25 protein-coding genes are annotated in these 26781 nt (G+C 44.3%); 18 read left to right on the top strand and 7 right to left on the bottom strand.

Features of this window, described 5'->3' with window-relative positions; translation table 11 throughout:
* Positions 1 to 42: 42 nt before the first annotated feature.
* On the top strand, positions 43 to 270 hold the full coding sequence (locus P2A85_RS04305) for a hypothetical protein (RefSeq protein WP_371116926.1): 228 nt from the start codon (positions 43 to 45) through the stop codon (positions 268 to 270).
* Positions 267 to 623, top strand: a complete 357-nt coding sequence (locus tag P2A85_RS04310) for a type II toxin-antitoxin system PemK/MazF family toxin (protein ID WP_371116927.1) — start codon at positions 267 to 269, stop codon at positions 621 to 623. Before P2A85_RS04305 ends, P2A85_RS04310 begins: the two co-directional genes overlap by 4 nt.
* 118 nt (positions 624 to 741) lie before the next feature.
* Here P2A85_RS04310 and era read toward each other — a convergent pair whose 3' ends face one another.
* Together era and P2A85_RS04320 are read right to left on the bottom strand one after the other, a co-directional pair.
* On the bottom strand, positions 742 to 1653 hold the full coding sequence (gene era / locus P2A85_RS04315) for a GTPase Era (RefSeq protein ID WP_377477759.1): 912 nt from the start codon (positions 1651 to 1653) through the stop codon (positions 742 to 744).
* 25 nt (positions 1654 to 1678) lie between these two features.
* Positions 1679 to 1825, bottom strand: a complete 147-nt coding sequence (locus tag P2A85_RS04320; RefSeq protein ID WP_377477760.1) for a hypothetical protein — start codon at positions 1823 to 1825, stop codon at positions 1679 to 1681.
* Positions 1826 to 2151: 326 nt separating this feature from the next.
* Between P2A85_RS04320 and P2A85_RS04325 the strand changes: the two genes are divergently transcribed.
* Positions 2152 to 2571, top strand: a complete 420-nt coding sequence (locus P2A85_RS04325; protein ID WP_341730829.1) for a hypothetical protein — start codon at positions 2152 to 2154, stop codon at positions 2569 to 2571.
* Positions 2572 to 2747: 176 nt separating this feature from the next.
* On the opposite strand, the gene P2A85_RS04330 is transcribed toward P2A85_RS04325, so the two are convergent.
* Positions 2748 to 3020 (bottom strand): hypothetical protein, encoded by a 273-nt coding sequence (locus P2A85_RS04330; RefSeq protein ID WP_377477761.1) that lies wholly within the window; start codon positions 3018 to 3020, stop codon positions 2748 to 2750.
* Between the two features lie 243 nt (positions 3021 to 3263).
* Here P2A85_RS04330 and P2A85_RS04335 point away from each other — a divergent pair, with 243 nt between their 5' ends.
* From P2A85_RS04335 to P2A85_RS04345, 3 genes are all read left to right on the top strand, one after another.
* Positions 3264 to 3824, top strand: coding sequence for an NUDIX hydrolase (locus tag P2A85_RS04335; protein ID WP_377477762.1), 561 nt, complete (start codon positions 3264 to 3266; stop codon positions 3822 to 3824).
* Between the two features lie 59 nt (positions 3825 to 3883).
* On the top strand, positions 3884 to 4639 hold the full coding sequence (locus P2A85_RS04340) for an ATP-binding cassette domain-containing protein (RefSeq protein ID WP_377477763.1): 756 nt from the start codon (positions 3884 to 3886) through the stop codon (positions 4637 to 4639).
* A gap of 310 nt (positions 4640 to 4949) precedes the next feature.
* Positions 4950 to 5594 carry an ABC transporter permease gene (locus tag P2A85_RS04345; protein ID WP_377477764.1) on the top strand — a complete coding sequence of 215 codons (645 nt, stop codon included), beginning with the start codon at positions 4950 to 4952 and terminating at the stop codon, positions 5592 to 5594.
* A gap of 44 nt (positions 5595 to 5638) precedes the next feature.
* Here the strand turns inward: P2A85_RS04345 and P2A85_RS04350 are convergent, their stop codons facing one another.
* Positions 5639 to 8260 (bottom strand): dynamin family protein, encoded by a 2622-nt coding sequence (locus P2A85_RS04350; RefSeq protein ID WP_377477765.1) that lies wholly within the window; start codon positions 8258 to 8260, stop codon positions 5639 to 5641.
* Between the two features lie 85 nt (positions 8261 to 8345).
* On the opposite strand from P2A85_RS04350, the gene P2A85_RS04355 reads away from it, so the two are divergent.
* The 4 genes from P2A85_RS04355 to P2A85_RS04370 all read left to right on the top strand — a co-directional run bounded on the left by P2A85_RS04355 (position 8346) and on the right by P2A85_RS04370 (position 14954).
* On the top strand, positions 8346 to 9635 hold the full coding sequence (locus P2A85_RS04355; RefSeq protein WP_377477766.1) for a hypothetical protein: 1290 nt from the start codon (positions 8346 to 8348) through the stop codon (positions 9633 to 9635).
* A 298-nt stretch (positions 9636 to 9933) separates the two neighbouring features.
* Complete coding sequence (locus tag P2A85_RS04360) at positions 9934 to 10695, top strand: hypothetical protein (RefSeq protein WP_377477767.1); 762 nt, start codon at positions 9934 to 9936, stop codon at positions 10693 to 10695.
* Between the two features lie 3 nt (positions 10696 to 10698).
* On the top strand, positions 10699 to 11475 hold the full coding sequence (locus P2A85_RS04365; RefSeq protein ID WP_377477768.1) for a DUF1822 family protein: 777 nt from the start codon (positions 10699 to 10701) through the stop codon (positions 11473 to 11475).
* A gap of 488 nt (positions 11476 to 11963) precedes the next feature.
* Positions 11964 to 14954: a CHAT domain-containing protein gene (locus P2A85_RS04370; RefSeq protein WP_377477769.1), complete on the top strand. Its 2991-nt coding sequence runs from the start codon at positions 11964 to 11966 to the stop codon at positions 14952 to 14954.
* Positions 14955 to 15583: 629 nt separating this feature from the next.
* On the opposite strand, the gene P2A85_RS04375 is transcribed toward P2A85_RS04370, so the two are convergent.
* Positions 15584 to 17605, bottom strand: a complete 2022-nt coding sequence (locus P2A85_RS04375; RefSeq protein ID WP_377477770.1) for an NB-ARC domain-containing protein — start codon at positions 17603 to 17605, stop codon at positions 15584 to 15586.
* Positions 17606 to 18257: 652 nt separating this feature from the next.
* On the opposite strand from P2A85_RS04375, the gene P2A85_RS04380 reads away from it, so the two are divergent.
* The 6 genes from P2A85_RS04380 (at position 18258) to P2A85_RS04405 (ending at position 21608) form a co-directional block, all read left to right on the top strand.
* On the top strand, positions 18258 to 19160 hold the full coding sequence (locus P2A85_RS04380) for a hypothetical protein (protein ID WP_377477771.1): 903 nt from the start codon (positions 18258 to 18260) through the stop codon (positions 19158 to 19160).
* Positions 19161 to 19252: 92 nt separating this feature from the next.
* Complete coding sequence (locus P2A85_RS04385) at positions 19253 to 19657, top strand: hypothetical protein (RefSeq protein WP_377477772.1); 405 nt, start codon at positions 19253 to 19255, stop codon at positions 19655 to 19657.
* A gap of 23 nt (positions 19658 to 19680) precedes the next feature.
* Positions 19681 to 20040, top strand: a complete 360-nt coding sequence (locus P2A85_RS04390; RefSeq protein WP_377477773.1) for a hypothetical protein — start codon at positions 19681 to 19683, stop codon at positions 20038 to 20040.
* Positions 20041 to 20117: 77 nt separating this feature from the next.
* On the top strand, positions 20118 to 20540 hold the full coding sequence (locus tag P2A85_RS04395; RefSeq protein ID WP_377477774.1) for a hypothetical protein: 423 nt from the start codon (positions 20118 to 20120) through the stop codon (positions 20538 to 20540).
* A gap of 115 nt (positions 20541 to 20655) precedes the next feature.
* Positions 20656 to 21129 (top strand): hypothetical protein, encoded by a 474-nt coding sequence (locus P2A85_RS04400; RefSeq protein ID WP_377477775.1) that lies wholly within the window; start codon positions 20656 to 20658, stop codon positions 21127 to 21129.
* Positions 21130 to 21251: 122 nt separating this feature from the next.
* Complete coding sequence (locus P2A85_RS04405) at positions 21252 to 21608, top strand: hypothetical protein (RefSeq protein WP_377477776.1); 357 nt, start codon at positions 21252 to 21254, stop codon at positions 21606 to 21608.
* A 289-nt stretch (positions 21609 to 21897) separates the two neighbouring features.
* On the opposite strand, the gene P2A85_RS04410 is transcribed toward P2A85_RS04405, so the two are convergent.
* Positions 21898 to 22722, bottom strand: coding sequence for a DUF2993 domain-containing protein (locus P2A85_RS04410; RefSeq protein WP_377477777.1), 825 nt, complete (start codon positions 22720 to 22722; stop codon positions 21898 to 21900).
* Between the two features lie 757 nt (positions 22723 to 23479).
* Between P2A85_RS04410 and P2A85_RS04415 the strand changes: the two genes are divergently transcribed.
* Entirely contained in the window at positions 23480 to 24274 is a 795-nt protein-coding gene (locus P2A85_RS04415; protein WP_377477778.1) for a pseudouridine synthase, read from the top strand.
* Positions 24271 to 25146: a helix-turn-helix domain-containing protein gene (locus tag P2A85_RS04420; protein WP_377477779.1), complete on the top strand. Its 876-nt coding sequence runs from the start codon at positions 24271 to 24273 to the stop codon at positions 25144 to 25146. The genes P2A85_RS04415 and P2A85_RS04420 overlap by 4 nt, the downstream gene beginning before the upstream one ends.
* Before the next feature lie 99 nt (positions 25147 to 25245).
* On the opposite strand, the gene malQ is transcribed toward P2A85_RS04420, so the two are convergent.
* Positions 25246 to 26754, bottom strand: a complete 1509-nt coding sequence (malQ, locus tag P2A85_RS04425; RefSeq protein ID WP_377477780.1) for a 4-alpha-glucanotransferase — start codon at positions 26752 to 26754, stop codon at positions 25246 to 25248.
* Positions 26755 to 26781: the final 27 nt, after the last annotated feature.

Below are 26781 nucleotides of genomic sequence, written 5' to 3' on the forward strand. Positions count from 1 at the left end.
GGGTGCTAAACTAGGAATTATTGTGTTTGGGAGAGCTGTTTTATGGTGCAAGCGCAGTTTAATTTGGATGAGTCGTTGTGGGCATTTGTCCAACGATCGCGGCAGTATGGTTTTCAGAATCAGGATGAATTGATTCGGGTGGCGCTGGGGAAGTTGCAGCAGGAGTTACATTCGTTGGAGATGTCGGCGAATTTATATGCGGAGGTTTATGCCGAGGATGGGGATTTGCAGGCTTTGACGAATAACGCGATCGCGGGTTGGCCAGAATGAATAGTTTGCGGCGCGGGCAGATTATTGATGTTGATTTGGAACCGACGAGAGGTTCTGAAACGGGAAAGGTTCGACCTTGTATCATTGTGACGAATGATGTTTACAATGCCCGTGTGCCTGTGATTCAGGTTGTGCCGATTACGGAATGGAATGAGAAAAAGGCGCGTATCTCGACGAATATTGATTTGGAGCCATCGGCGATGAATAGACTGGCGAAACGATCGATCGCGGATTGTTTACAGACTCGTCCGATCGACCATCGCCAACGGCTGGTAAGAGTACGTGGGGAGTTGAGTGGGGAGGATTTGGCTAGGGTTGATTGGGCGATTAAGCAAGTGTTTGGCTTTAGTTAACGATCGACAGCAGCAATTACAGGCACTAGACAAACATTTTTTGCAGCAAGCCTTTTTTGAATTGTATCGCGATAAGTCGCCACAATCTTATCCACTTCAGATCTATGAATCAAGAATCTCAGTCTTCCACCCGATAGCCCAATTCTGCTAAACGAGTCCGAGACTGTCGCCATTTCGGTTGCACCTTGACAAATAGCTCCAAATATACCTTACCCTCAATCAACTTTTGAATCTGTTCGCGGGCCGCACTGCCGATCGCCTTTAGCATAGTGCCGCTCTTACCGATTAAAATCCCTTTTTGGGAGTCCCGTTCAACGTGAATTGAAGCGAGAATGCGAGTAATTTTCGGTTCTTCTTCCACAACTTCGATCGCGATTGCTACAGAATGCGGCACTTCCTCCCGCGTCAGCAGCAAAATCTGTTCCCGAATCAACTCGCCCATAATGAACCGTTCCGGCTGGTCAGTCACCAAATCTGGCGGATAGTAATAAGGCCCAACCTCCAAATGTTCGACTAACAATTTTTGCAGCGACTCCACACCCTCGCCAGTTAGAGCCGAAAACTTGACTACAGGCCACTGAGGATTGACAATTTGCTCGTAAGTGCGATCGATTAACACACAATCAGGAGGCTGTTCGTCCAACTTATTCAGCCCCAAAATCACCGGCACCTCCGTATTGCTGAGGATTTCCACAATATATCGATCGCCCCCACCAGACTCCACCGAGCCATCCACCACAAATAGCACTAAATCGACCGATCGAATCGCCGTTCGAGCATTCTGCACCAAAACCTTACCCAATTGGTGGTGAGGCTTATGAATTCCGGGAGTATCCACAAAAATTATCTGCGCCTCATCCGTCGTCAAAATACCCCGCAGTCGATTCCGAGTCGTCTGAGAAACCGGCGAAGTAATCGCAATTTTCTGCCCCACCAACAGATTCATCAGCGTTGACTTGCCCACATTCGGGCGTCCGACAATCGCCACAAAGCCCGATTTGTAACCCGCAGGAGCCGCGGGAACACTCATAACTTCTGATAAGTCTATAATCTTGCTATCTTCCACTAAAATCACCAATATTCAATCCAGCCCCTTCTCCACCCATTCTCCCCTGAAAATGGTAAAACGACAATTCGATCGAGAAGGAAACAGCAACAGCGAAGATTTTCTTGACATCCACAGCATCTCGCCATCTCGGCATCTCGCCATCTCCTCATCCCAAAGCTTGATATCTGAGACAAAATTTGATAAAGTTCCCACAGGCATCGCTCAAAAATCAATAATTATGCTCAAACCCAGTTCCCCAACCTGTGAAAAATTCAGACCAGTAAAAATTTAACTGAACTGAAACCATTTTACAGTTGGTCTGGGAAGGCAGTTTGAAAATTTTCGGGGATGTGTGGTAATCAATTAAGTGGCTGAAACTAACACAAAAAACTCATGATTAACAGCTTGTTTTTAATGAGAAACTAAGGTTTGTGGAGTCCACCTAGTTAGTGTTCCTATAAAGTTGAGGAGATGAATCTAATGAAATCGAAATTATTTTGGACTTGCTGCACCGTTTTGGTAGCCAGCTTGCCGATGCCCAGCTTCGCTCAAACCAGCCCTAAAGCAGGTTTTGACTACAAAGCTGGCCCGATGAAATATCAAATGCTACCGGGCGCAATCCCTGACAGAAGCTTGCCCAAAGCCTTTGATTTTCCAATTATTACCAATGTTGCTACTGATACTAGCATCACCACCGATTATTTAATTACCGATCAGTTTCGCGCCCCAGCGACTCGCTCAGAATACACTTCGGCTCTCAACACCTGGTCAGAAGCAGTGAAAGAATGTCTTCGCAAGCAGCCTCGATTGATCCGAGCCAGTACCAAAAACCCAGTTCAAATTAATGGCAAAGTAGGCACTATTGTCAGAAACGCAAATAACCGTGCTGTTTGCAAATAAGCTAGTAGACTCTGCTACTTAGCAACTACAAATCAAGGGCATTTTTAAACAAAAAGAGCAGTAGAAAAGCTATGGCTCTTTTTGTTTGCTAAATTTCCCTAAATCAATAGTGAGCAAGCGGTTGAAATCGGAACCAGTAGCTCATCTATCTGCAAAAGGCTCTATTCAAGTCCCTATCAAGTAGCGCAAAATTCATTGGTACTGAGCAAAATTTCGCCATAATCAGGAATCCAAGCCAGCCATTTTTCTTCCGAACACTCACACAAAAGCCACGCTTCATCAAAGCTGAAGGCTGTTGGCGGATGGAATAATCTCACCCAGGTAGAAGGGGCAAATTTGGGTAGCGGTGTTGAGTGGCGCGAACCCAATTTTTCCCACTCCCGCCCACTCGCGACCCTTGCTTGGGTTGATTGAGGTAGGCCAGTACAAATATCGGTTTCTAGTTTCATCTCAAACCTCCTGTCGAGGGAAGAGTCTGCACCAGGGCTTGCCATAGAGCAAAACGACAGCGCAGAAATTGGTTTATGTAGTTTATGCTACAGATTTTTATAGTCGATTGTGATTTTTTGTAGTAAAAATTTACAGTCTGGAGTCAAAATCGGATCGAAGCTACAAAAATCCTGTGGCTATGGTGCGGCCAAGAATCGATTACCATCACAAAAACCTCTAATCTTCTGACCAAAACTTACAACATGAATTCAGAGACCAAACCCCACTGGAAAACCCTAGACCGGTTTATAGAAATCAACTCCGATTGGGTAAAACTAATCGGCGAACATCTGGAAACATCCGAAGGGAAAACCCTCGAATATTGGCGGGTAGAAAGGGCAGATTCAGTGGTAATTTTGACAGTTCAAGATGACAAATTGCTGTTTCCAGTACCAATGTATCGCCCCGGTGTGGGAGAAGCAACCCTGGATTTTCCCGGTGGTCGCGTACCTGCTGGAGTAACAGCAGCCGACGCAGTTCCAGCTATAATCAAAAGGGAATTAGGAGTGTCAGAAAGTGCGATCGCCCAACTAAAACCCATTAATGCGATGGGATGGGCAATTAACAGTTCATTCTCCAATCAAAAACTCTACGGTTTTGTAGCAGAATTGCACCCTCAAGCAACAGTAAATTCCGCAAATATCGGTGCTGCATATTCAGTCACACCAGCAGGAATTAGGGATTTACTCAAATATTTAACTTGTCTCCAATGTCGAGCATTATTGTTAGAATGGCAACATATGGACCCAATTAACTCTTTGTAGAACAGGCCGGAAAGCCTGTTATTAACTAATCATACAAACCAATATCACTGAAATTACCCATGGCTTCCCAGAATGAAGTTGCTGTCCAATGCTTCGATGTCACCTATCGCCTCAACCGCCGAAACTTAGTAGAAAACCTCAATTTTAAAGTCTTACAAGGAGAAGTATTAGTATTGCTAGGACGCAGTGGTAGCGGTAAAACTACTACCATGAAATTGATTAACAATCTGCTGACACCAAGCAGTGGCGAAATTACTGTCATGGGAAAACCGACAACTCAATGGGACTCCATTCAACTGCGGCGAAAAATTGGCTACGTCATTCAAGAAATCGGTTTGTTTCCACATTTTACAGTTGAGCAAAATATCGGTTTAGTCCCAAAATTGGAAGGTTGGGAGGGCGATCGCATTCAATCTCGCGTCCATCAACTGCTAGAATTAGTCAATCTCGACCCCCAGCACTTCGCCAAACGCTATCCCAGCCAATTATCCGGCGGACAGCGACAGCGAGTGGGGGTTGCTAGGGCGCTAGCGGCGGACCCTCCCGTGCTATTAATGGATGAACCGTTTGGTGCTTTAGACCCGATTACTCGCCTGGAATTGCAGCGGGAATTCTATAAATTGCAGCAGCAACTGGGCAAAACTGTGATTTTCGTGACTCATAGTATTCAAGAAGCTTTTTTGTTAGCTTCTAGAATTGGTTTGATGCAAAATGGACAGTTGGTTGAGTTGGCTTCTCCTGATGATTTTATGAAATCTCAGCAACCAGAGGCGATCGCCTTTTTGGAATGTTTGCAATTACCTGGAACTGGATAATTAATAATAACGGCTGTAGGGACACGGCAATGCCCATTAGTGTCAACTTAAGCTCAAATCTAGTCACAGATTGCTGGCAAGACTATTAAATCTAGATCCCCCCTAGCCCCCCTTAAGAAGGGGGGGATAAGAGTCCGATCAAAGTCCCCCTTCTTAAGGGGGATTTAGGGGGATCTAGAGTTGGCTATGAACGAGAGATACCAAGGCTTTCAGGCTTAAGTTGACACTCCTTGGGCTCTTGGAGTGTCCCCACAGAGGATTAGGACACGGCAATGCCGTGTCCCTACACAATTCCAATTACCAAATACCAATGATACAATTTATAAATCGTTATGGCTCAGAAATTATTCATCGTGCTCTGGAACACTTGTATTTAGTAACAATTGCCATTGGGGTCGCGATTGCTTTGGGTATTCCCCTCGGTATTTTAATTACTAGAAAACCTCAGTTTAAAAAGACTATTTTGGGATTTGCTAATATCATGCAAACAATTCCGAGTTTAGCATTATTTGGCTTGCTAATTCCAGTACCGATTATAGGCGGAATAGGCGATCGCACAGCAATCATTGCGCTGACTCTGTATTCTTTGCTACCAATTATCCGCAACACTTATACTGGTATTATCGGTGTCGATCCTGCGATTCGCGAAGCTGGAAAAGGCATGGGTATGACGGATTGGCAATTGCTGTTTCAAGTGGAAATTCCGTTGTCAATGGGGGTGATTTTGGCGGGCGTGCGAGTTGCTGCGGTAATTGCGATCGGGCTAGCAACGATTGCTGCTGCGATCGGTGCCGGCGGTTTGGGAGTGTTTATTTTTCGGGGTGTGGCCACAGTGAATAATCAGTTACTTTTTGCTGGGGCAATTCCGGCGGCTTTGATGGCGCTAGCTGCTGATTTTGGGTTGGGTTTAATTGAACAACGGCTGTCGAAAAGTGAGGTAAAAACTATCAATTAAGTAGATGTACCAAGTTAGGTGAGTGGAGATTTTGCAGTCTTTAACTATCGATCGCTCTGATTCAAAATAGCCTCAATTTGATTTTGTACTTGTTCGAGTTCCCGACGTTTTTCAGCCAGCCAAACTTTTTGGGCTTCGCATTCTTTTTGATTTTGTCGATCGCGCTTTTCCTGCTGTTCCAATAATTTTTCCCACAGCGCGATCGCTTTTGACATCACACCGCTACTTATCTCAACTCTTTCTTCAAATACTGCAATAATTCTTTCGTGTATCTTATCAAAAATAGACTGTGAAGATTCATCAAACTTCTCAAACCCTAACTCACAAACTTTTTCCTTTATTTGCTCTTTAACTGTATCGCCATCTAAGAAACCCCAGCTCAAACCGCCACCCGCACCCGCCGCTAAGCCACCCAAAATAACTCCAATAAAACCCAGCCCTGTAAAAAATAGCAACGCAGCACCAACGGCTGCACCAATGCCTAAACCGCCCATGAGTCCGCCATCTTCTATTTGTGAGATTGATGAAGCAATTGTGCTTCCACTTGTACCAATCCCACCCAAATTACCCGCGATCGCCACATTATTAAACTGACTGACAAGGTTACTACTCAGTTGCTTATCTAGCTTTTGAAACTCCTGCCAAATTGCAGAAATATCTTCATTAATTTGAGTGTTTAAATCTGCCATATTCTCTTGTAAAATAGACTGTACTTTTTGAGTAGCCCAATCTTCTATTTCTTCCGTAATATCTCGCACAAATTGATCTGAATAATCTTTCGTCAGCTCGTTTTGACTCCACATATGCGAATGCTCAGAAGTCCATAAATAACTTTTTCTAATCAGGCGTTGTCCCAATCCTTCCACCCACTCATGCCAAGATTCAATAGCTTCTTCTACAGATTGCTCAATCAGTTCATTAGCTAAAAATCTAATTTTTACATCGCGGCCGCTTGCTTCCGCCATCAGTTCAAATATTTTCAGTTTATCTCCTGGAGAAACTGTCAACTTTCCTTCTACGATTTTCCTCTCTTGAGTCAATTCATCGCAGCCAGTGTCAATGATTTGCTTCATTCCGGCGGCTGATTGCTGAAGTGCGATCGCCCCCCGTTCAACTGTCAAAAACTGTTCCAGAGATTTAGTAAAATCCTGAAAAGATTTCACATACTCATTTTCCGTCCCGTCCAAAATTGCCTCAAGTGCAGATTGAGCCGAAATCAAATGAATCCGGTTTTCACCAGCAATCAAATTTTGACTCTTAACAATCTTTTCTACCCTTTCTTTTACCTGTTGGCGGCTTCCTTCCCGACGCAGCAAATCAGCAAAATTAACTAACACAAAAATACTCTTCGCACTTTCATCATCTTTACCGGGATTCAACTCTTTTTTCAAATACAAAAGCAGTTCCCGTTCTTTTTCTGTCAAAACATTTTGAGCGTGAGTCAAAAAAATCACCGCATCAGTTGTTTTGAGAACTTGTTGGGTAACTAACGTGCGTTCCGCTTGTTCGTTCAATCCGGGAGAATCAATAATTTCTACACCATTGGTACACAATTCGAGATTGGGATGCTCGAAAATGATTTCTTCGATTTCTGAATTAACAATTTCATCTCCAAAAGAACCTAAAGCCGCTTCCTCCGAAATTGAAGCTTTCTCTTTATATTGCTGGGGTGAAATCTCCTCCTCGCGTCCATTTTTGTATTTGCAAATCACCCGCTGCTGCGGCCCGTATTTCAAAACCGTTACCGTACCGCTACAGGGAATATCCCGCACCGGTTGAATTTCCTCACCCAGCAAAGCATTGAGCAAAGTAGATTTGCCTTTACTAAACTCGCCGACAACAGCCACGCGAAAACATTGAGATTGCAATCTCTGAGATACTTTCGTTACTTCTGCTGTTAAATTAGGAGATAGCACGTTGCGATCGCTTCCATCTCGCAGAGTTAAACCTAGTTCTCGCAGAGTTAAACCTAGTTTTCCACAAACAGCATCCAGTTGTTGCCGATACTCCTGAAACTTTTTCAACTCCTGATAGGATGAAACTGGCTGCTTTCGATATTTTTGCTGTTTCGGTTTTGCTGGCAAATGTTCGATAATGTGACTAGCAGCACGGACAAACAAAGAATCGAAAGATTGAAATCGTGCGGGATCGAGTAACGAGTGAACTTCTGCTAAAGCTGCTGTATCGCTTATTGTTTGACTGCTAAAACTCGCTTCTAAAACAGTCAAATATCGTGCATCAACTCCGAGTCGATCGGCAATGAGGGTCAAATACTGTTTTTCGCGATCGTGCATGGTTCCATCTGCGGCCGACATCTGATAGCCAAAACTAATTAGCAGCAGTCTTTCCTCCTCAGAAAAACACGCTGTCAGCGCCAGCAACTCCGGCAATTTCTTGTAAATTTTATGTTCCCGCACGCCCTTAACCATCCGCATTACCAATGGGCGCAAACTGTGGTTAGTGGGGATGAGTGCCGTCAAAGTTGCCCCCAACCGCTGGATTTCCTCAGCGCCAACCGTACCATCGGCATAGATGACTCCCAGCAACACCGTCACCAGCCCCGGCAGAAAGAGGATCGGGGGAGTCATATCCTCCCTACGAAGTCTTTGCCCTGTCAGCAGCGAAACAAGCTCAACCATTTGCAAACTAATTAGCGAAGTGTCCATTTGCAGTGCTCACTGATAATTTTTTTTTATTTAAGCTATCATAATATATTAGTTATTCTGTTGGTTGCTACCACGGTAAAAATTGATGATGAACTTTGTATTTCCCCCGGCGGTACAGGCTGCGATCGAGGCTGGCAAGTACACACAAGTGTTTACATCGGCTGGAGTGCCGATCGGCATAGCGAGAGATGCAGCGACGGGACAGTTTGCCGCCCAGGCCGTTGGCGCGGTTGTCAACAATAGCCCTCTCTCCCCCTTAGTGTCTCCCGTACAGCTTGCAATGGGCGGCTTGCAGATGTGCCAAAATCACATGGGCTTTCAAGCCGTCCAAAACAGTTTGGGGGTGCTGCAAGCGACAACAGCCGTCATTGGTGTGGGAGTTGCGGCTGGGGTAGCTTTGTCTGCGGTGAATTTGCACCAGACATTGAAACTAAAAAAAGCGGTAGAGAGGCTGGAAGTTAAAGTAGAAAATGGTTTCATCAATTTAGAACAACTTGTGAAAGGCCAAGGCGCCCAAATTAAGCAATTAATTGCCGAAGTGGTTGCCGATCTAAAATTTGAGAATCATCGTTTAGTTTTAGTGCGGGCTTACGGGTTATTTAATCAAGCAATTCAACGAATGCGATCGGCTTTGCAACTGAAAGATATCAACCGCCGCAACGCTGAAATTGATGCGGCGCGGGGGATGTTGTTTGAAGCTTTAGCCGATTACAGAAACCCGCAGTTGTTGTCAGAAACTTGTGCGGCGGGACAGTTGCGCCGGTTAGAGTGCAGTTGGACGATCGAACAAAGTATTATCGCGACTTATCAGGTGCAAAATGAGTTTGGTGCTGCGGGCGATCGGATCTCTCAGCTTCAACAACAAATCCGTCAAGACGGCCTCGGTATTATACAATGCTGCGACTCTGACGACGAGCTAGATTTTCTGTTTCCTGAAATCACGTGCATTCACGATCGCGATTTAGTTGTATTAGAGACTTGGCAAAATCAGATTGACTGGATGAAAGCTTTGCCGCCAAGTGAATTAAAACAGTTACAAAGTGCTGATTTAAGTAAATCTGACTCGGCTGTTAAGGTGGAGAAAAACTCAGCCGCGACAGCTTTAGCGATACCCGATGAACAGTTATTTTATGAAAATTTGAGGCCGAAGTCTCATTTTTATGCGCTGCGCGCTCAACTGGAATTAATGCTCGAACCGCAGCAGCGTCCAGAGTATGAAGATTATATCATTAAGCAAGGGGAAATAGCAGGTCATAAAAGTTTAGTATTGTCGAATTTGGAGAAAGCATCAGATTTGGCTGTTGCTAATCTTTTTTGGTACTTCAGAGTCCGGGATGAATCGGAAGAGGAATTAGAATTAGCGAACACCCCGTAGGTGGGGTAAAATTCACCTGACGGCATCATTGTCACCCATCCTGTAGGCAGGGCTGTTTCATTCTCCAAAAAACCAGGATTTTGTAGGGGTAGTGCCCCCGTGCCCATTGGTGTCAACTTAAGCCTGAAAGCCCTGAGAAATCTGGTTTTTACCTGAGTCTAGATCCCCCTAAATCCCCCTTAAGAAGGGGGACTTTGACCGGACTCCTGTCCCCCCCTTCTTAAGGGGGGTTAGGGGGGATCTGGCCTTAATCGTCAAACAGTAGTCTCTGAAGGGGTTTGACGTTAAGTTGACACCTATGCCCCGTGCCTACCCCCGCCACTGGTGCAAGATATTAAGTCCTGCTTTTTTAGTTTCTGTATCTATGGATGAACAACTGTACCGACTGATTGCACAGGCGTGCCAGCACCCCTTGAAAAGCCCGAAAAGGCGAAAGGCGATGAATCTGCTGCTAGTTGAAATTCAACAACTACCGGGATTAGGTAAATCGTCTCACCCAGACTACTTAGATGCTTTGAATCGTACCTTTGAATGGATAAACCGACAACTATGTCAAGGCTTCGATCGCGATCGACCTTTGATTCAAAAGCGCTTGCTGCAATGGGTCAACAGTTACCTCTACTGGCGAATTAAAGATTTATACTCACAAGCAAAGGGCGATCGCAGTTTAGACGCACCTATTACAGACAGTCAAACCGAAACTTCCCTGCTGGAACTTCTAGCAACAACAAATTTTGACATTCCCACGCGCAGCGGACTTGATGCTTATATCGAACAAATAGAACTAGAACAACAACAACAGGTTGGTCTAAAATTGGAACAGTACGTTGAGGAAGATATTGATGAAAAACTGCGGAATTGCCATCCTCAAACCTATCCAAATTGTAACTGTCAGTTACTCAGTTCCAGAGTGCTGTTAAAAAACCCGCCAGATAAGTTTAGCGCGATCGCCAGAGAACATAATATCAACTATCAAACTCTAAAATCTCATTGGGAAAGGAACTGTCGCCCCTTACTCCAGGCGATCGCTCTAGAGCTAGGATACAAAAGAGAGGTTTGAACAATGAACAGCACAGAAGCCCCCCGATTGACAGTTCCCCTCGGTACCGAAGCTCACCGTCTGGCGAAGCAATTAGCAACAGAAACCCTGCAACTCGCTCCCGCATCAACCAAGCGGGAAGTGGCTAAGCGAGTTTACCTCAATACATTAGCTGTTTATGCCGTTTACAGTTACTTGAAGTGGCAAGCCTACGAGCCCCAGCTAGAGCAAGGGGATAGCTGGCAGCCTATAATTTGTGCTCGATGGGATGTCGCCGATTTGGTACTCCCAGGAATCGGTAAATTGGAGTGCCGTCCTCTGTGGTTCGGGGAAAGTGCGATCGCCATTCCCCTAGAAGCAACAGAAGAGCGCATTGGCTATGTAGCCGTTCAGTTTGAGGAGCAATTAAACTCAGCCAAACTGTTAGGATTTGTACCATCAGTAGAGGCTTTAGAAATACAAATCGCTAATCTTCAAACCCTCGATGATTTCGTAGATTATTTAGAGCGACTGGAGTTGGCCAATAGTTTCTTGCTGAGTGCCGATCCAGTAGCAGTGCAAGTGAGAGATGTACTCAACACTCGATCGATAGCCGAGATTATTGCCCAACTGGAACAGATTTATGGCAACGAACCGGAAGATGAAAGAGCCTATGCTGTTAAAGATGTTTTTACTGGTGAAGGAATTTATGCAGGGAGCGATCGGGAATTGAGGGAAAATGTTGATGAGGGCGATCGGGAAATTGAATTATTAGAACTAGCTGAAGAATTGCTGGAAAAATTAACAGAGATTTGGAGCTAATATAGCAATCCTAAATGATTCAGATAAATTTGTAGGGGTAGTGCTACCCCTACTCCCCGTGCCCATTAGTGTCAACTTAAGCTCAAACCTAGTCACAGATTGCTGTTTGACTATTAAATCTAGATCCCCCCTAGCCCCCCTTAAGAAGGGGGGGATAAGAGTCTTATCAAAGTCCCCCTTCTTAAGGGGGATTTAGGGGGATCTAGACCTGGCTATGAACGAGAGATACCAAGGCTTTCAGGCTTAAGTTGACACCTATGCCCCGTGCCTACCCCCTATCTATCGACGAGGCGATCGCGGGGGGATTGCCCCTACAATAATTATGCAAATGATTATCGGGCGATCGCGGGGGGATTGCCCCTACAATAATTATGCAAATGATTTAGGATTGCTATAGATATAATTCCTGTAGGGGCGGGCATCGCCCGCCCCTACAGGTTAATTGAGAATACTAGATAGCCGGCAATTTGGAACAGAGGCGATCGGCGATGAGCGCTAAAAAAATTGATGAACAGCGACAACAAGCTTATTTCGATTTTCTAATGAAATTGCTGCTGCTAGCGGCAAAAAGTGAAGGAAATAATAAGCTATTTTACCCCTTATTTCTAGAAAATATAGAGCTATTAAATGAAGAGTTTGCTCTCTATTTGCGAATTAAAGTCAATCAGTTTTATAAGGAATATGAATTTCAACAGTGTTTAACATTAGCAGCAATTCTTACTCTAATATCCGAAGCAATTCAAAAATTCCCTCAAGGCTCCAAGGCGAATAATTTAGAAATTGCGATCGCCGGTTACGAAGCAGCCTTACCAATTTTAAGCCAGCCTGAAAATCCGATCGTCTGGGCTGCTGCTCAGAATAATTTAGCTGCTGCTTACACAGCCCGAATTCGGGGATCTCGCGCTTTTAACATAGAGCGTGCTATTCAATCTTATCAAAATACTTTACAAGTCCGCACTCGTATTAATTTACCCGCAGATTGGGCTGGAACCCAAATGAATTTGGGAAATACTTATTTAGAGCGGATTAAGGGCGATCGCGCCGACAATATCGAGCAGTGTATCGAGTATTATAAAGCTGCCTTGCTGGTTTTTTCTCCAGAGGCATTTCCCCTAGAGTGCGCCGATATACAAAATAACCTGGGTCTTGCTTATAAAGAGCGAATTTACGGCAATGTCTCTGACAACATAGAGCAAGCAATTCAATGCTATCAAGCAGCACTGCAAATCTTTACTTATGAGCCATTTCCCGAACAGTGGGCGAAAGCATCTAGCAACTTAGCGATCGCCTATCAAGAGCGAAGTCAGGGAGAACCCGCAGACAATATAGAACGATCGATTGCTATCTTACAATCTACTTTACAAGTAAATACCCGCGAAGCTTTCCCCTATAAGTGGGCAAATACTCAAGTGAATTTAGGGGCTGCTTACGATCGTAGAATTCGGGGCGAACGCGATCGCAACTTAGAGTCGGCAATTACTTACTATGAAGCATCTCTACAAGTTCTAACCAAACAGGAGTCTCCTCAGCTATGGGCCGGTATTCACAACAATTTAGGTGCTGCTTACAGTCAACGAATTAAGGCAGAGAAATATGACAAGCTAGGAGAAACTGAAAAAGCGATCGCTCATTTTAAATTAGCTTTGGAAATTTACACTCCCGCAGCCTTTCCCCGCGATTGTTTGCGAGTAGGAAGAAGCCTCGGCAATATTGCTTTTACAACTGAAAAGTGGGAGAAAGCTATTGAAGCTTATAGTCAAGCTATTGAAGCAGTAGAAACTAGCCGTTCTTGGATCAGTAGCGAACAGCGGCGGCAGGAAATTTTAGAATCGTCTTTTCGGGTATACGCTAACATAATACAGGCTTGCGTCAACAATAAACAGTTAGATAAAGCCATTGAATATGTAGAGCGATCGCGCTCCCAACGCCTCGTAGATTTAATGGCAAGCAATGACATTTACTCAACTGAATCAATTTCTCCTGAAATTCAAACTTATTTGCAGCAGTATGACAGTTTGCAACAACAAATAGATTCCTACCGCTCTCCTCAGCTATCTAAGATTGACCAAGAATTCAAAAATGTGAAAATTAGCACTCGTTCCCGTGCTGCTCTGGCTGCTATTAATGAATCGATCGCTCAATTAGAAGCTCAGAAACAACAAGTTTGGGAACAACTCAGGCGCTTAGATCCCGTATTGGCCGGAGAAATGAAAGTCGCAGCCCCTAATTTAGCTCATATTCAGCAATTGATCGAGCATCAAACAACAGCCATCCTGAGTTTTTACACAACTTACCAAAATACTCACATCTTTGTCATCAAACGCGATCGAATTACTTGTCATACTTGTTTAGAGCAAGACAAAGGGTTGCAAGCCTGGATTTTCGAGCGCTGGTTACTTCCCTACGTGCAGAATAAAGCGGAATGGCAAAACTCTCTGCGATCGACTCTATCTCAATTAGCAAATTCTCTCGATCTGAAACAACTAATTGAACACCACCTCAGCGGTATTGAAGAACTGATTATCGTACCTCATCTTTACCTACATTCAATTCCATTTAGCGCTTTACCTATTGATAATGACCAATACCTCGGAGATAGATTTCTCCTACGCTATGCTCCCAGTTGCCAAGTTTTAGAATTTTGTCATAAACGCCCTCAAACCAAAGTTAAACTGAGGTACGGAACGGTGGAAGATGCGACAGAAGACCTACCTTGTGTGAGTTTTGAATGTTCTCAACTCGCTCAAATATATAGCATTCCTGAAGAACGACGGCTGCGCGGTCGCTCTCAAGCAACTGTTAGTAATTATCGGCGCTTGGTAGAGCAAGTTTCCGGTCTTCATTCCAGTCATCATGCCCAATCTCGCTTTGATAATCCTTTAGAATCAAAGCTATTTTTAGGTGATGGATCGATTACCCTGGGGCAACTCTTAACTCCGGCTTGGAGGTTCCCCAATTTGGAGGATGTTTTCCTTTCTTGTTGTGAAACAAATCTTGGTTTAACTGAAATAACAGATGATGTTCTGACTCTTTCCACTGGATTCTTGTGTGCTGGTGCGAGAAGTGTTATCGCTACTCTTTGGGCTGTTGACGATTTAGCAACCGCACTATTTTCTATTTTTTACCACCAATACCGACAGCAAGGAAAAAGTCGCATTGTCTCTCTGCAACAAGCCCAAGAAAAGTTGCGATCGCTTAGCGGTCAAGCACTCAGTGAATACCAGCAGCAGCTAATACCATTACTTGAGAGTAAATTTAGGGCCGCCGAAAAAGCAAAAAAAGCAGCTAAAGAGTCTCGCGATCGCGAAGTCAAAGGAAGTGAAACTTATATCAACTGGTATGACCAATACAAGCAACACACAAAGGTAGCAGAACGTCTTCGGAGCACCAAGAACCAATTCAAAGATGCGATCGAGAAACCTCTTCCCTTCTCTCACCCCTCCTACTGGGCCGCTTTCACCTGTTCCGGCTTGCGGTAACTCAAGCATTCCTGGACTGTTCGTGAAAAACCCGGTTTCTGACCCAATACGCTTGGGTTAACACTGTTAATTCCCCGGAGATCCCCCTAAATCCCCCTTAAGAAGGGGGACTTTGAGCAACTTCTTGTTCCCCCCTTTTTAAGGGGGGCTAGGGGGGATCGGTCTTATCTGAACCGTATTGGTTTCTGACCACCCGTGCGTCTGGCAAGAAAGCGGGTTTTTTACCATTTCGGCGGGCTGGAACGCACTATTTTGCTGAGAAACCGGCTTTCTCACCAAAAATTTTTTCATTTCCCCCCAAAAACCTGCATAATTTTTCGACTTGGCCCTGGTTAATAGAAAAGCGCAGTTGGCCAACTCGCTTCTCCCAAAATTTCTGATTCACCTTAACGGAGAAACGAGCAATGACAGCATTTTATCAACTCATATCCTATCCCTCGCTAGGAGAGATTTTTCAGCCTCAAACCAAAAAAGGTGAGGATGAAGATGACGATCCTATTGTTCCACCTAACCTTCGCTAGTCATCTCTAAATCTTAGGATTTATACCAAATCCGGGTTAAAAACCCCGTTTATTTCTTAGTCCGCGGAGGCGGACTTCGTTTGTGTAGTAGCGGTTTCAACCGCCGAATCATAGAGGGGGTAACTGCGAATTATGGGGATAATTCAAGCGCTGGCGTGCTGTAATTTTCCAAATATCTAATTCCGGCAGTCTCCAATGAGTTCCTTGAGGTTTCCGATCGCCGCGATCGCACTTCAAAAAATTATCATAATCAACTAATGCTTCTTGGATCTTGCCTTGAGCATCTTTCACTTGTGCCAAAATATAATAAGTCGGTGGGTGAAGATGATTGAGTTCGATCGATTTTAAAAGCTGTAACTCAGCATCGTTATAGCGATTTTGCAGGAAGTAAGCCCACCCCAGGTTTTTGTGCAAAGCCGCTAGAACCAGATCGTCTTTGACTTTCTCTAAAATCGGCAAGATCGGGTTAATTGCTGTCTGCACATTTCCCGATATAATTTCCAAACGTGCTAAATTACTAATAGCTGCATAAGCCCCTCGGTTGTTAAATCCGGCGGCGATTTGATAGTGAATTCGTGCCGCAGATAAATCTTGCAACTGTTCGTAAGTAGCTCCTAAGTTATAGTGAGATGCGGCTAAGTCAGGATTAAATCTGATGGCTTGGGTTAAGTAAGCTTTGGCAGTTTGAAACTCTCCTGATAAATACTTTTTATGACCCAGTTGATTGAGATATTTGGCAATCAATTGATGAATTATGTGTTTTTTTATTTCTGGATTCAGGGTAAAAGTATCTGCTCCGGCTTCAATAATTTTCACTAAAAATGCTTGTTTGATGAGCGATTCTAAAACCGATTGCAAGTCAGATATTTCTCCAGCAACGGCGAGATTAGATTCCAAATCATTGGTGCTGACTGGTTGATTTTTTAAGGACAAGCAACAGAGAAGGTAAATTTCTGTATCTGATAAATCGGCGCTGGTTTTCTGCAAATAATTTCGCAGAATCTGCTGGACAACTAAGGTAGTCTGCTGGATAAATTGGGTGAGATTCCCTGAAAATAAATCAGCAAAGTTAGCGGTGACAATCTTTAAAAGTAAGGGATTGCCATCGTATAATTGGCTCATTTCTGAAAATGACTTGTTTTCGGTACTGCTAGAAAACCTTTTGGCTGAATAGATAATTTTTTTGGCGCTTTGCTCGTCTAACCCATTTAGTTGTAATACTTTTATATGTGAAGTTTGTGCTACGAGGGAAGTAAGTTCTTGGGGTTGATGCCAACTGGTGAGTAGCAAGCAACTTTGATGGCGTGATGTTACTATTCGTTGGAATAAGTCTGCATAATTTTCGTATCCTGGTTGATAGCGATCGCCCTGAAGGAGGATGCGATCGAGTTCATCGAATACTAACAAACACCGTGAGGAACGCAGGTATTTGAGCAATAAAGAGATTCTCTTTTCCGTATTCTCTGGTAAGTGGGTTTCTGGCTGGGGAGACAAGGATTGAATTAAATCGAATAAGATATTTGACAGGGGCGGGCGTTCTTTGAGCGATCGCCAAATGCAATAATCAAACTCACCCTGAATTTGTTGTAGTGTGGTGAGGGCCAATGCAGTTTTGCCAATTCCTCCCATTCCCAGTAGTGTAACTAATCGACAACCATCGTTGACTATCCATTGCTTTAAAGTGGCAAGTTCAGCACTGCGATCGTAGAAAATAGGGACATCAGGCGCTTCACCCCAATCGATCCGGGGGTGTGTTTTCGCCGCTGTCTGTGAGGGAATAACTTCGCTGATGGGCGGGTTAGTGTCAGCACTGACAGCAGACTTTACCGTGTCATTTTTAACAGAAATCCCATCGCTGGCTGTAGCATTACTAAAATTAGCAATCTGCTGTTGATACTGTGAAATGAGGATTTGTTGTAATCTAGCCAGCTTTCCGGGCCCTCTACCCATAATCTGAAATTTTTTGTAAACCTCTCCCAGTCTTTTCTGAAGCGCTTCTTTGCTGACTCCTAGTTCTTGTGCGATCGCATCCATCGGTTCACCTTGGATGGCTTTGGAGAGTGCCTCAAATTCGTTGTCGGAAATACCCAAATTCGTGGCTAGATTTCTTAAAAAGTTTTGGGGAATCATTGTCTTAGATTACTACAAAACATCGTTTTATATAAAGTTTTGCTGGTAGAACAGGAGGTTTGCGATCGCCCTCCTCGCGCCGTGGGGAAGCGAGACCCTGCATTAGGAGGGCGATCGGGCCCCCCGCAGAAAACACTCCGGCTTACTCTCCCATTGTATCCGCGTTTATCTCATTTTACTGAGAAATATGAGACATCTATCTTACGACAGGGAGAGCAGAGCAGAATAGCTAGACTCTCGTCAATGACAAACCTGCTAGCTCACTCCTGGGTTGGCATCAAAGATGGGATATAGGTGGGGCGAAGCTTTGAACTATCAAGCGTTTGAGGGTGTTAGACTTCGCTGTATCAGAATGCTGAAGTGCCTAAGCGACCCATGCCTCTGGGCAATTTTCTCTTTTTACTGAGATTTACTTGACTCATATACTTGACCGTTGCTGGAAAACCTGCTAGGCTAATTCTCAGGTAAATGAGCTAGCGGTCGATCGGGGCGGTTGAGGGCCAGATACTCTGGCAGATGGCAAACTTTCCCGTGCGGGTCTGCATAATTTTTTGACTTTCCCCTGGTTAATAGTTGGAAGTTTAAACTTGCGATCGCTTCTCACTGAATCTAGGAATCGTTTTAGTCAAAGTCCATAAATCGGAGGTACTTTATGGTTTCATTCTATCCAGGTCAAAAAGCTAATGAACTCGCCAAGGTAGCTCAAGAGCGATTCGAGCGTGCGGTTGAAGATTTGAAAAGAGAAGAAGCAGCCACAAACAAATTGGCAGAAGAGTATGGCCAACTTCAACTGAATGTCATAAGAAGCACAATTAAGCGCTTTGTTACCTTCCTTGAAAATAGTGGTCGGAAGGCTTCAGAAAGTGAAAAGCGGCTTTTAGAAGGGATGGATTTTTCAGTTCAGCAGATGAAGGAGTACAAAGCTGCGGCGGTAGGAGCAGAACAATATTTTATGGCTGGCGTTAAATCTGCTGGAGCAGCCGCAGCAGGTTACGGCGGTGCTATTGGTGCTGTTACTTCACTAGGAGCAGCCAGCACGGGAACCGCTATCTCAACTCTCAGTGGAGCGGCTGCTTGGAATGCAACCTTAGCATGGTTTGGCGGTGGAGCGGTCGCGGCTGGTGGCGGCGGTATGGCTGTGGGTGCTGCTGTATTAGGCGGTATCGCCCTTTTACCAGCTTTGGCGATCGGTGGCTTTTTTGCTGCTAGTGAAGGCGAGAAAGCGATGACAAAGGCGCGAGAGCATGAAGCTCAAGTCAACAAGGCGATCGCAGACATGAAACTTGCTAAGGACTTTGCTAAACAGGTAAGACAGCGGATTACTGAATTGAGAGGAGTGTTTGGATCTATGAACACTCGTGCTGTTGAAGCTTTGAGTCAACTGGAATCTCAGCCTTTTAATCCCAAGAGAGATGCCCAGAAGTTCCAACAGGTAGGACTTCTGATGAAGGGACTTGTAGAAATGTTGAAAACCCCTGTTTTAAACAGTGACGGTAAGCTTAACCTCGGCACTGTGAAGGTTTTGGAGAAATATCGGATTTTACCAGGGAAATAGAAATCGCGATCGAAGTAGTCTCAAGACTTACGCATAAAATCTATTTGTAAGGTGGGCATTTCCCACCTTACTACTTAACCAGGCAAATAGAAATGATAGCTAAAAAATTTCCTGTAGAAATCTTTAATCCCGGCGCCACGGCTGAGTGCTTCCGCGATGTTGTTGAAGCTTACACCGAATACAAAATAGTTGCAGAGCAAGAGCAGACTAAACGGCGTGGCATCGAAGCTTGGGAAAAAGCAACGATTGCCGACATTCAAGCAAAACGCGATGCTTTAATTAACTATCTTGAAGGCTCGTTTGATGAACGTGCTAAGAACTTTAAATTTCTGTTTGAAAAGGTAGATGAGGCAATAGCGATCGGTGATAATAACCAGTTAGCTTTAGCCATGACTTCAATTACCGAAATAGCTAATTCTAGTCCGTTCAAAGACCTTGCTAATTTGACATCTGTCAGAGCAGCCCTTGACGATCCAGAGCATGAATGGACATTTTAATTGAAAAAGTGAGGTCTCGTAAAATGGATAAATTGGTTAGAAAAGCTGCTGCATTGGGATTACCCGCAATCATTCTGCTAATTGTAATGGCAACTACAGGCTTAACAGGTGGGGCTGCAATTACAGCAGCTTTAGCATTGTTAGGTGTCCCACTCGCCGCTGTGGGTGGTCCAGCAGGTATGTTAGGCGGAATTGCACTGCTGGGAATCATCGGTTTAGCTACAGAAACATTGTCTAAGTATGGTCTTGAAGCAGTGCTAATTGGGATTTACAGACAGCGCCTTCAAAACGGAGAATCCAGATCGCGTCTGTGCGGAGAAATTCGCAATTTACCTCTCTCTGGGGAAATGAAACGCAGACTTGACGAAGAGTTGAGCAGTTAATAGATAGGTAGAATTAGGCTTCGTAAACCATCTCTTTCTAAATACGAACAAGATTTACGCACAAGCTCTATCTGTAGGTGGGCATTGCCCACCTTACCGCTACAAAACGAAATTATAAAAGTGCGATCGCTCAACTAAACCAGGAGGAACCATTGATTAAGTTTATCGGACAAGTCGAACTGCGTAACTCTCACCGAGTCTACTACCAACAGGATTCTTACCGAGTAGAGCAAATCAATCAAAATAGAGAACAAGTAACTTACTCTTACGACATTCCTGACAAAGCTGTGGAGTATCTATACAATAAACTTAAGGGTCGTAAAGTTACACCAAAAGATGCTTCTACCGTTTTCAATCCCGTCGCTAAAAACTTTAATCTCCCCTTTACCTATGGTCATCAACTTGACTTCTACGCTCAGGAAGTATTAGTGGTACTTGTAGCATTAGGTCAAGCAAGTTTAAGTAAAGAAGGTCGAGCATACTTTTACATAATTGCCTAATTGTTGATGCCAATTACCTTGTCTATGAGATTTGAAAATGAGGCTGTACTAAGCAACATCTAAAATAAATACAGCACGAGCCATGTCATTCTTCTTACAACTATAATCCAAGAAAATGAAGTCTAAATCTGTTACGCAAATCACTGGTATTCCCGGTCAATTAGTCGGTGCAGTTCCCGTCCGAACCAGTGGAACAGGAACTCTTAAAATTGTTGGGGATACCTTACAAGGAAATTTTACTTCATTTTTTGGCTTAGAAATCAAAGAAATTGTCATTCCCATTCAAAATGTTAAAGCAGTTGAAATTGGGGAAGGCTGTACTTGGTGGCTGCTCGGACTCGGAATTTTAACCCTCGGTTTCTTCTTCATTGGTATTATATTCATTGTGTTAGCTTTTGTGGTAAAACAGCGTTATATTGCCATTTACACGAGTAGAAATAATCTCATTCTGTTTTGCACAAAAAATGATAAAATTAACCAGTTTAGGAACGAAATTATAGAAGCTTGTCGTCCTAAACCTCCCTATATTCCCCGGTCCTCTCAGTCTCCCCCAGCACCACCTTCTTTAGCCAAATTGATTGACACTTAGCTAAATTTACCAGGGCGATCGCTATTTCTACCCAAGTACGATCGGCTCTTCTCTTGAGGAAAGCACAAAGCGCGGTTGGAACAAAAAAGTTAGGAACATACAGTTTAAGGAGTTAAAATCTAATGCAACTAATTTTGGCAGAATTTTGTGGACGCTGGGGCTGTTCTTGGTGGGAGAACATTATCACCATCATCTTGGTTAGTCTGAAGGGTAAGGGTGCTGTAATATTGCTGGGATTATTGCTGATACCGATAGTTTTGGTGGTGCTAATATTGCTAGTAGGCTTGATACCAGCTTTTGAATTTATTGCTAGTTTTGGGAGAGACAAACAAGATATCAAAAACCCAAACAATTCTCAGGAACAAGACCAAACCATTTTATCAGCAGGAGCTAAGTTTCTCGGTCGTAGAGGAGCTAAATATTTGGGTCGTAAATTGAGAGAAGGAAACAAACATGAAGATGTGAACAATCTAGATTAGTCTCAGCAAAGAGATAAACATAACAACAACCCAGATCTATATCCTTTCTCTATTTGGCTATCTCGTAATTATGGTGATAAGTAATGATTATGATCTAGCAAAATCTAGGGTTTCAGCTTTCCTTATTCAGAAGTTTAGTATGATTTGCTACATTTTACAGCAAACATCCGAGAGAGCCCTAAATGCTTTTGAAAATAATAAGTTGAACAGTAGCCTCGTGGTTCAATAATCTTTAGGGCATTCAACTCCCAATAGCCAATAACCTTAGATACAGCCAACTGTTAGCTAACTAAGGCAAAACTCTAATTCCACCCCTACAAACTATTTCCCCGGTATTCAAAACTAACTCCTCAATTTCAACTTCTGGTCCGAAATCAATTTTAAAACTCTCTAAAATATGATTAGTAGATGATTGTGAAAATTCGATTGCTGGATTTTCTAACATCAATTCGTGACCGCTAACCATCCTCAAACCAGTCCGCAATACAAAGGGAATTTGCGTACCTTCCTGTCGCAAAATAACAGCAGAAAGCGTCAACAAACCTGCATTAATTACTATTTGCGAATTTTGTAATCTCAGAGGCTGTTCCCGATCGCCCAGTGGCAGTATTGGCCGCAAAAAATCGCTCAAAGCGTCCGCAAGCAAAGGTGCTTTCAGCGACGCATTTAGATCGGCTTGAATTAGCCGTAAAACGCCGAATACGGGAAAGGATTCTACAAGGCGGAGTGGTTGACCTTTGATAACTTGACCGAGGTTAACGCGGATGCCAGCACCCTCTAGGGCGACGGAGGTTAGATGCAGTCCCTGATAGACAGCACCGCGAGCTGTTGCCGTTACTTTGGGGATCGCACCACTGAAGAGTTGTCGATCGCTCCCCTCAATTTTCACGCTCAACTCTGACACCTGCTGAACTTGCGATCGCAGCCACAACTGCACCGCCGGAGACAGCACTGCACTCGCGATCCGGCTACCTTGACTCCTCGATGGTATCCCCGAACCCTGCGGATGACCGAGATTAGCACTTCCCAGTTCGCCAGTAGGGCCAGATCCATTGTCAAATTCCCAAGAATTGCGATCGACTGTCATAAAAGATTTCAGAATATGAACTTTCATATTCAAACACAAAAATTACACCATCCGGGCTGCTTGAGGTGCGGGGATTCTGGCTGAGGCTCTCCATCGCCGACAGTAGGGAAAATTGTCCCCCCTAGCTCCCTGGTTGCCAGCGTTCTCATGTATGGAAGCTCAGACTACCGCAAATTTAACTATAAAGCTAGTATTTGTTTTAGTGTTAGTTTATAATTGTCTGGTCTAAACCCACACCTTTGTAACCAGCAGTCGAGCGAAGGTGCAGGAATTGCGATCGAGAGTGAAAACCTAGAGTTTTCATACAATCTTCAGGGTTATTGCATAGGGACAATCTGCTGATGTGCCAAGCTTTGTACGGTTTCGCCAACAGTATAATTTGTTCAAAATCAGGAAATGAAGTTTACAAAATTTCCGATTTACGATGTCAGATTCACACAGTCAGCTAGCGCCTAACACATACCAGAGACACCGATTGCCTAATTGGTCGGGGCTAAATGTATCGAAAGCATCCCAAATAAAACTCTTCCTGTAAAGTAACACTTGTATATAGTTTGTCTAAATCGTGTCAAGATTTAGCTGGACTGCCATCCAAGCAACAACTTTACGAAGCTGTCGGCCTAGGAGTCCGTAAACCCCCAAGAAATCTAGGGGTATTGGAAGAGAAAGATTCACCAACTTTTAAATCCAAAGTCACACCAGTGTTGATGAGACACGGTTAATCAATTCAACCTCTCGTATTTCCTTCCCCAACTCTTGAGTTGGGCGTTTCCAAACTCCCGTCATGTCAGATGAAAGGCTACAAAAAATCCTCGCCCAGTGGGGCATCGCCTCTCGCCGTCAAGCTGAACAAATGATGATCGCTGGACGAGTGCGAGTCAATGGTCAGGTCGTGAATTTAGGACAAAAAGCTAATCCAGATATCGATCAGATCGAAGTCGATGGAGTGCCGGTCAAGGCGACAGAACGACCAGCATCAGTCTATCTGTTACTTCATAAACCCCCTGGGGTAGTTTCGACTTGCAGCGACCCCAGGGCGCGATCGAAAGTTCTGGACTTGCTACCTCCCAAACTACGTTCAGGTCAAGGCATCCACCCGGTAGGACGCTTAGATGCAGATTCTACGGGCGCACTGCTACTGACTAATGATGGTAAGCTGACATTTTGTTTGACTCATCCGCGTCATTCGATATCCAAAACTTATCAGGTTTGGGTGCAGGGACATCCTCCCGAACCGGTACTGCAAGCGTGGCGTCAGGGGATCGTGTTGGCCGGCAGAAAGACTATGCCAGCTCAAGTAGAAGTCCTCGATCGCACTCGCGACCAAACCATGTTGTCGGTTATTTTATCAGAAGGGAGAAATCGACAAATTCGGCGAACCGCCGAGCTGTTAGGATATCCCGTGCTGGGCCTGCACCGCACAGCTATTGGCTCCATTCAGTTGCAGCCACCTTCGGAGCCAATATTGCCAGTAGGCTGCTACCGACCTCTTACAAATTCTGAAATTATTTTTTTATGGAGTCTAGTCAACCTAACCTCAACCAATGTGCCAGTCAACATCAGGAAGCACAGCCTATGACAAAGAATTTATTTTTTTTACTTTTCAAAACCCCTAAAAAAAAGCTGCCTTCCCAAGAGGCAGAACGCGCCCAAAAGCTAGCAGAAATTGGCGCAAAACTCCGCCAGTTCCGGGAAAAAGAGTCGATTTGCTTGGACAAAGTAGCTGTGGTGACGATGATTCGGCGGGATCTGCTACAGGCGATCGAGGATGGTCAACTCGATCGACTTCCCGAACCAGTCTACACTCAAGGTTTGATCAAGCGGTACGCCGAGGTCATGGGTTTGGATGGGGCTGAGTTTGCCGACTTTTTCCCGATCGAACCAGCACCTCAATCGGTATCCAAGTTATCCTGGCAAAAATGGCCTCAGTTGCGGCCGATGCACTTGTACCTGTTTTACACATTTCTAATTATCTTTTCTGTCAATAGCTTGTCTCAATTGATGGGTGGTTCCTTAACAGAAAAAAACGAGCTGGTCAAAGAACAACTCGCTCTTCAAGAACAACAAGCCCGTTTAGCAGCCGATTCCGATCGCGTCGCCAAAAAGCAGAAAGTGGATACTTACACAACTCTACAAGCGGGAACAAAAGAGGGAAATTTAAAGAAATCTGGCGATAAACCAGTAATGGTTAGCGTCACTTTCAAGGAAGAATCCTGGTTGCAAATTGAAATCGACGGCAAAACCGAGTTTGAGGGAACTCTGCCTTCTGGGACTCAGCGCACTTGGCAAGCTAAAGACAAATTAGTGGTGATAGCTGGCAACGCCGGCGGGGTACTAATTGCCTTTAATAACGGACAAGCCGAGCAACTTGGAGACCCTGGAGTTGTCAAACAAGTTGTTTTCAAAGCTGACGAACTCAAGCCTTCAGAAAAAGCCAAAAAAGAAGGATAATTGGTAATTTGTAATGGGTAATAGTTAGTTGTTACTTGTTAGTAGTTAAGAGTTTTTCTCATAACAAATAACAAATAACAAATAACAAATTACCCATTTTTAATTTCTCTTAGGGGAACGCCCGCAGATGTAAGTCATGGTTTTGAGCCGATCGCGCACTTCCCAATTCAAAGCTTCTGCCCGATATCGCCACCCCCAATTTCCCTCTGCTTTCCCTGGAAAATTCATCCTGGCATCTGCACCCAAACCCAACAAGTCTTGAAACGGAACAACTGCCAAATTAGCAATCGAACACCAAGCCATGCGGATTAAAGACCAATGAATCCCTTGGGGATCGAGGCAGCCCAAATAACGATAAACGTCTTCTCTTTCGTGGTGTTGCAGTTGATTGAACCATCCGACAGTCGTATCGTTGTCGTGAGTCCCGGTGTAGACTACACAGTTACGTTCGTAGTTAAAAGGCAAAAAAGGTTCGTGGGGACCTGAGTTAAAAGCAAACTGCAAAATCTTCATTCCCGGAAACTCAAATCGATCGCGCAAAGCTTCCACTTCAGGAGTAATTAACCCTAAATCCTCAGCGATAATTGGCAGGTTGCCAAACTTCTCGTTAATTACCTCAAACAAAGCTGTTCCAGGTGCTTGAATCCACTCTCCCTCGATCGCATTTTTTTTGCCGCGCTTAACAGCCCAGTATGCCTCAAATCCTCTAAAATGGTCTATTCGAGTCACGTCTACATAATCAAAAATCGCTTCAAAACGCTGCACCCACCACTGGAAATTATTTGCTTGCAACTCCTCCCAATTGTAGACAGGGTTGCCCCACAATTGACCTGTACTGCTGAAGTAATCAGGGGGAACTCCCGCCATTAAAGCTGGTTCTCCCGTGGGTTCATCCAAGCAGAATGTTTCGGGATGAGACCATACATCTGCGCTATCGTGAGCTACATAAATTGGAATGTCACCAATAATTTTAATGTCCCGCAGGTTAGCATAACGTTTCAACTCCGTCCACTGGCGAAAAAACTCAAACTGGACGTATTTGTAGTAATAAATCTCAGAATTTAGCTGCTGCCGCCACTTGTCTAGCGCATCGGGTTTTCGATGAGCAATATCTGATTCCCAATTGTTCCAGCTAACACCACCAAAGGATTCTTTGAGAGCCATAAACAAGGCATAATCTTCCAGCCATATCGCTTTGCTTTCACAAAAAGCCGAAAATTCTCTTTGCTGCACCGGCGATGCTTTCGCCTTAAAATTTTCGGAGGCTTTTTTGAGCAACGGCAATTTCAGCGCCACTGCGCGCTCGAACTCTACATAATCGAGGGGAAATTCGGGCCAATTAGCCAAGTCTTCATCAGTTACCAATTGCTCGTCTCGCAATATTTCCGGGCTGATCAGCATCGGATTTCCTGCCATTGCTGAATAGCAGGAATAAGGAGAATTGCCGTATCCTGTCGGACCTAGTGGCAATATTTGCCAGTATTGCTGGTCGCTTTCTACTAAAAAGTCAATAAAGCGATAGGCTTCTATTCCCATGTCGCCTACGCCGAATCGACTGGGAAAGGATGTGGGGTGGACTAGAATACCGCTAGATCTGGGAAAAAGCATAATCTATCTGAAGATATAGGAGTTCAA

It is taken from the genome of Microcoleus anatoxicus, assembly GCF_042465725.1.
In the GTDB taxonomy this organism is placed as follows: domain Bacteria; phylum Cyanobacteriota; class Cyanobacteriia; order Cyanobacteriales; family Microcoleaceae; genus Microcoleus; species Microcoleus anatoxicus.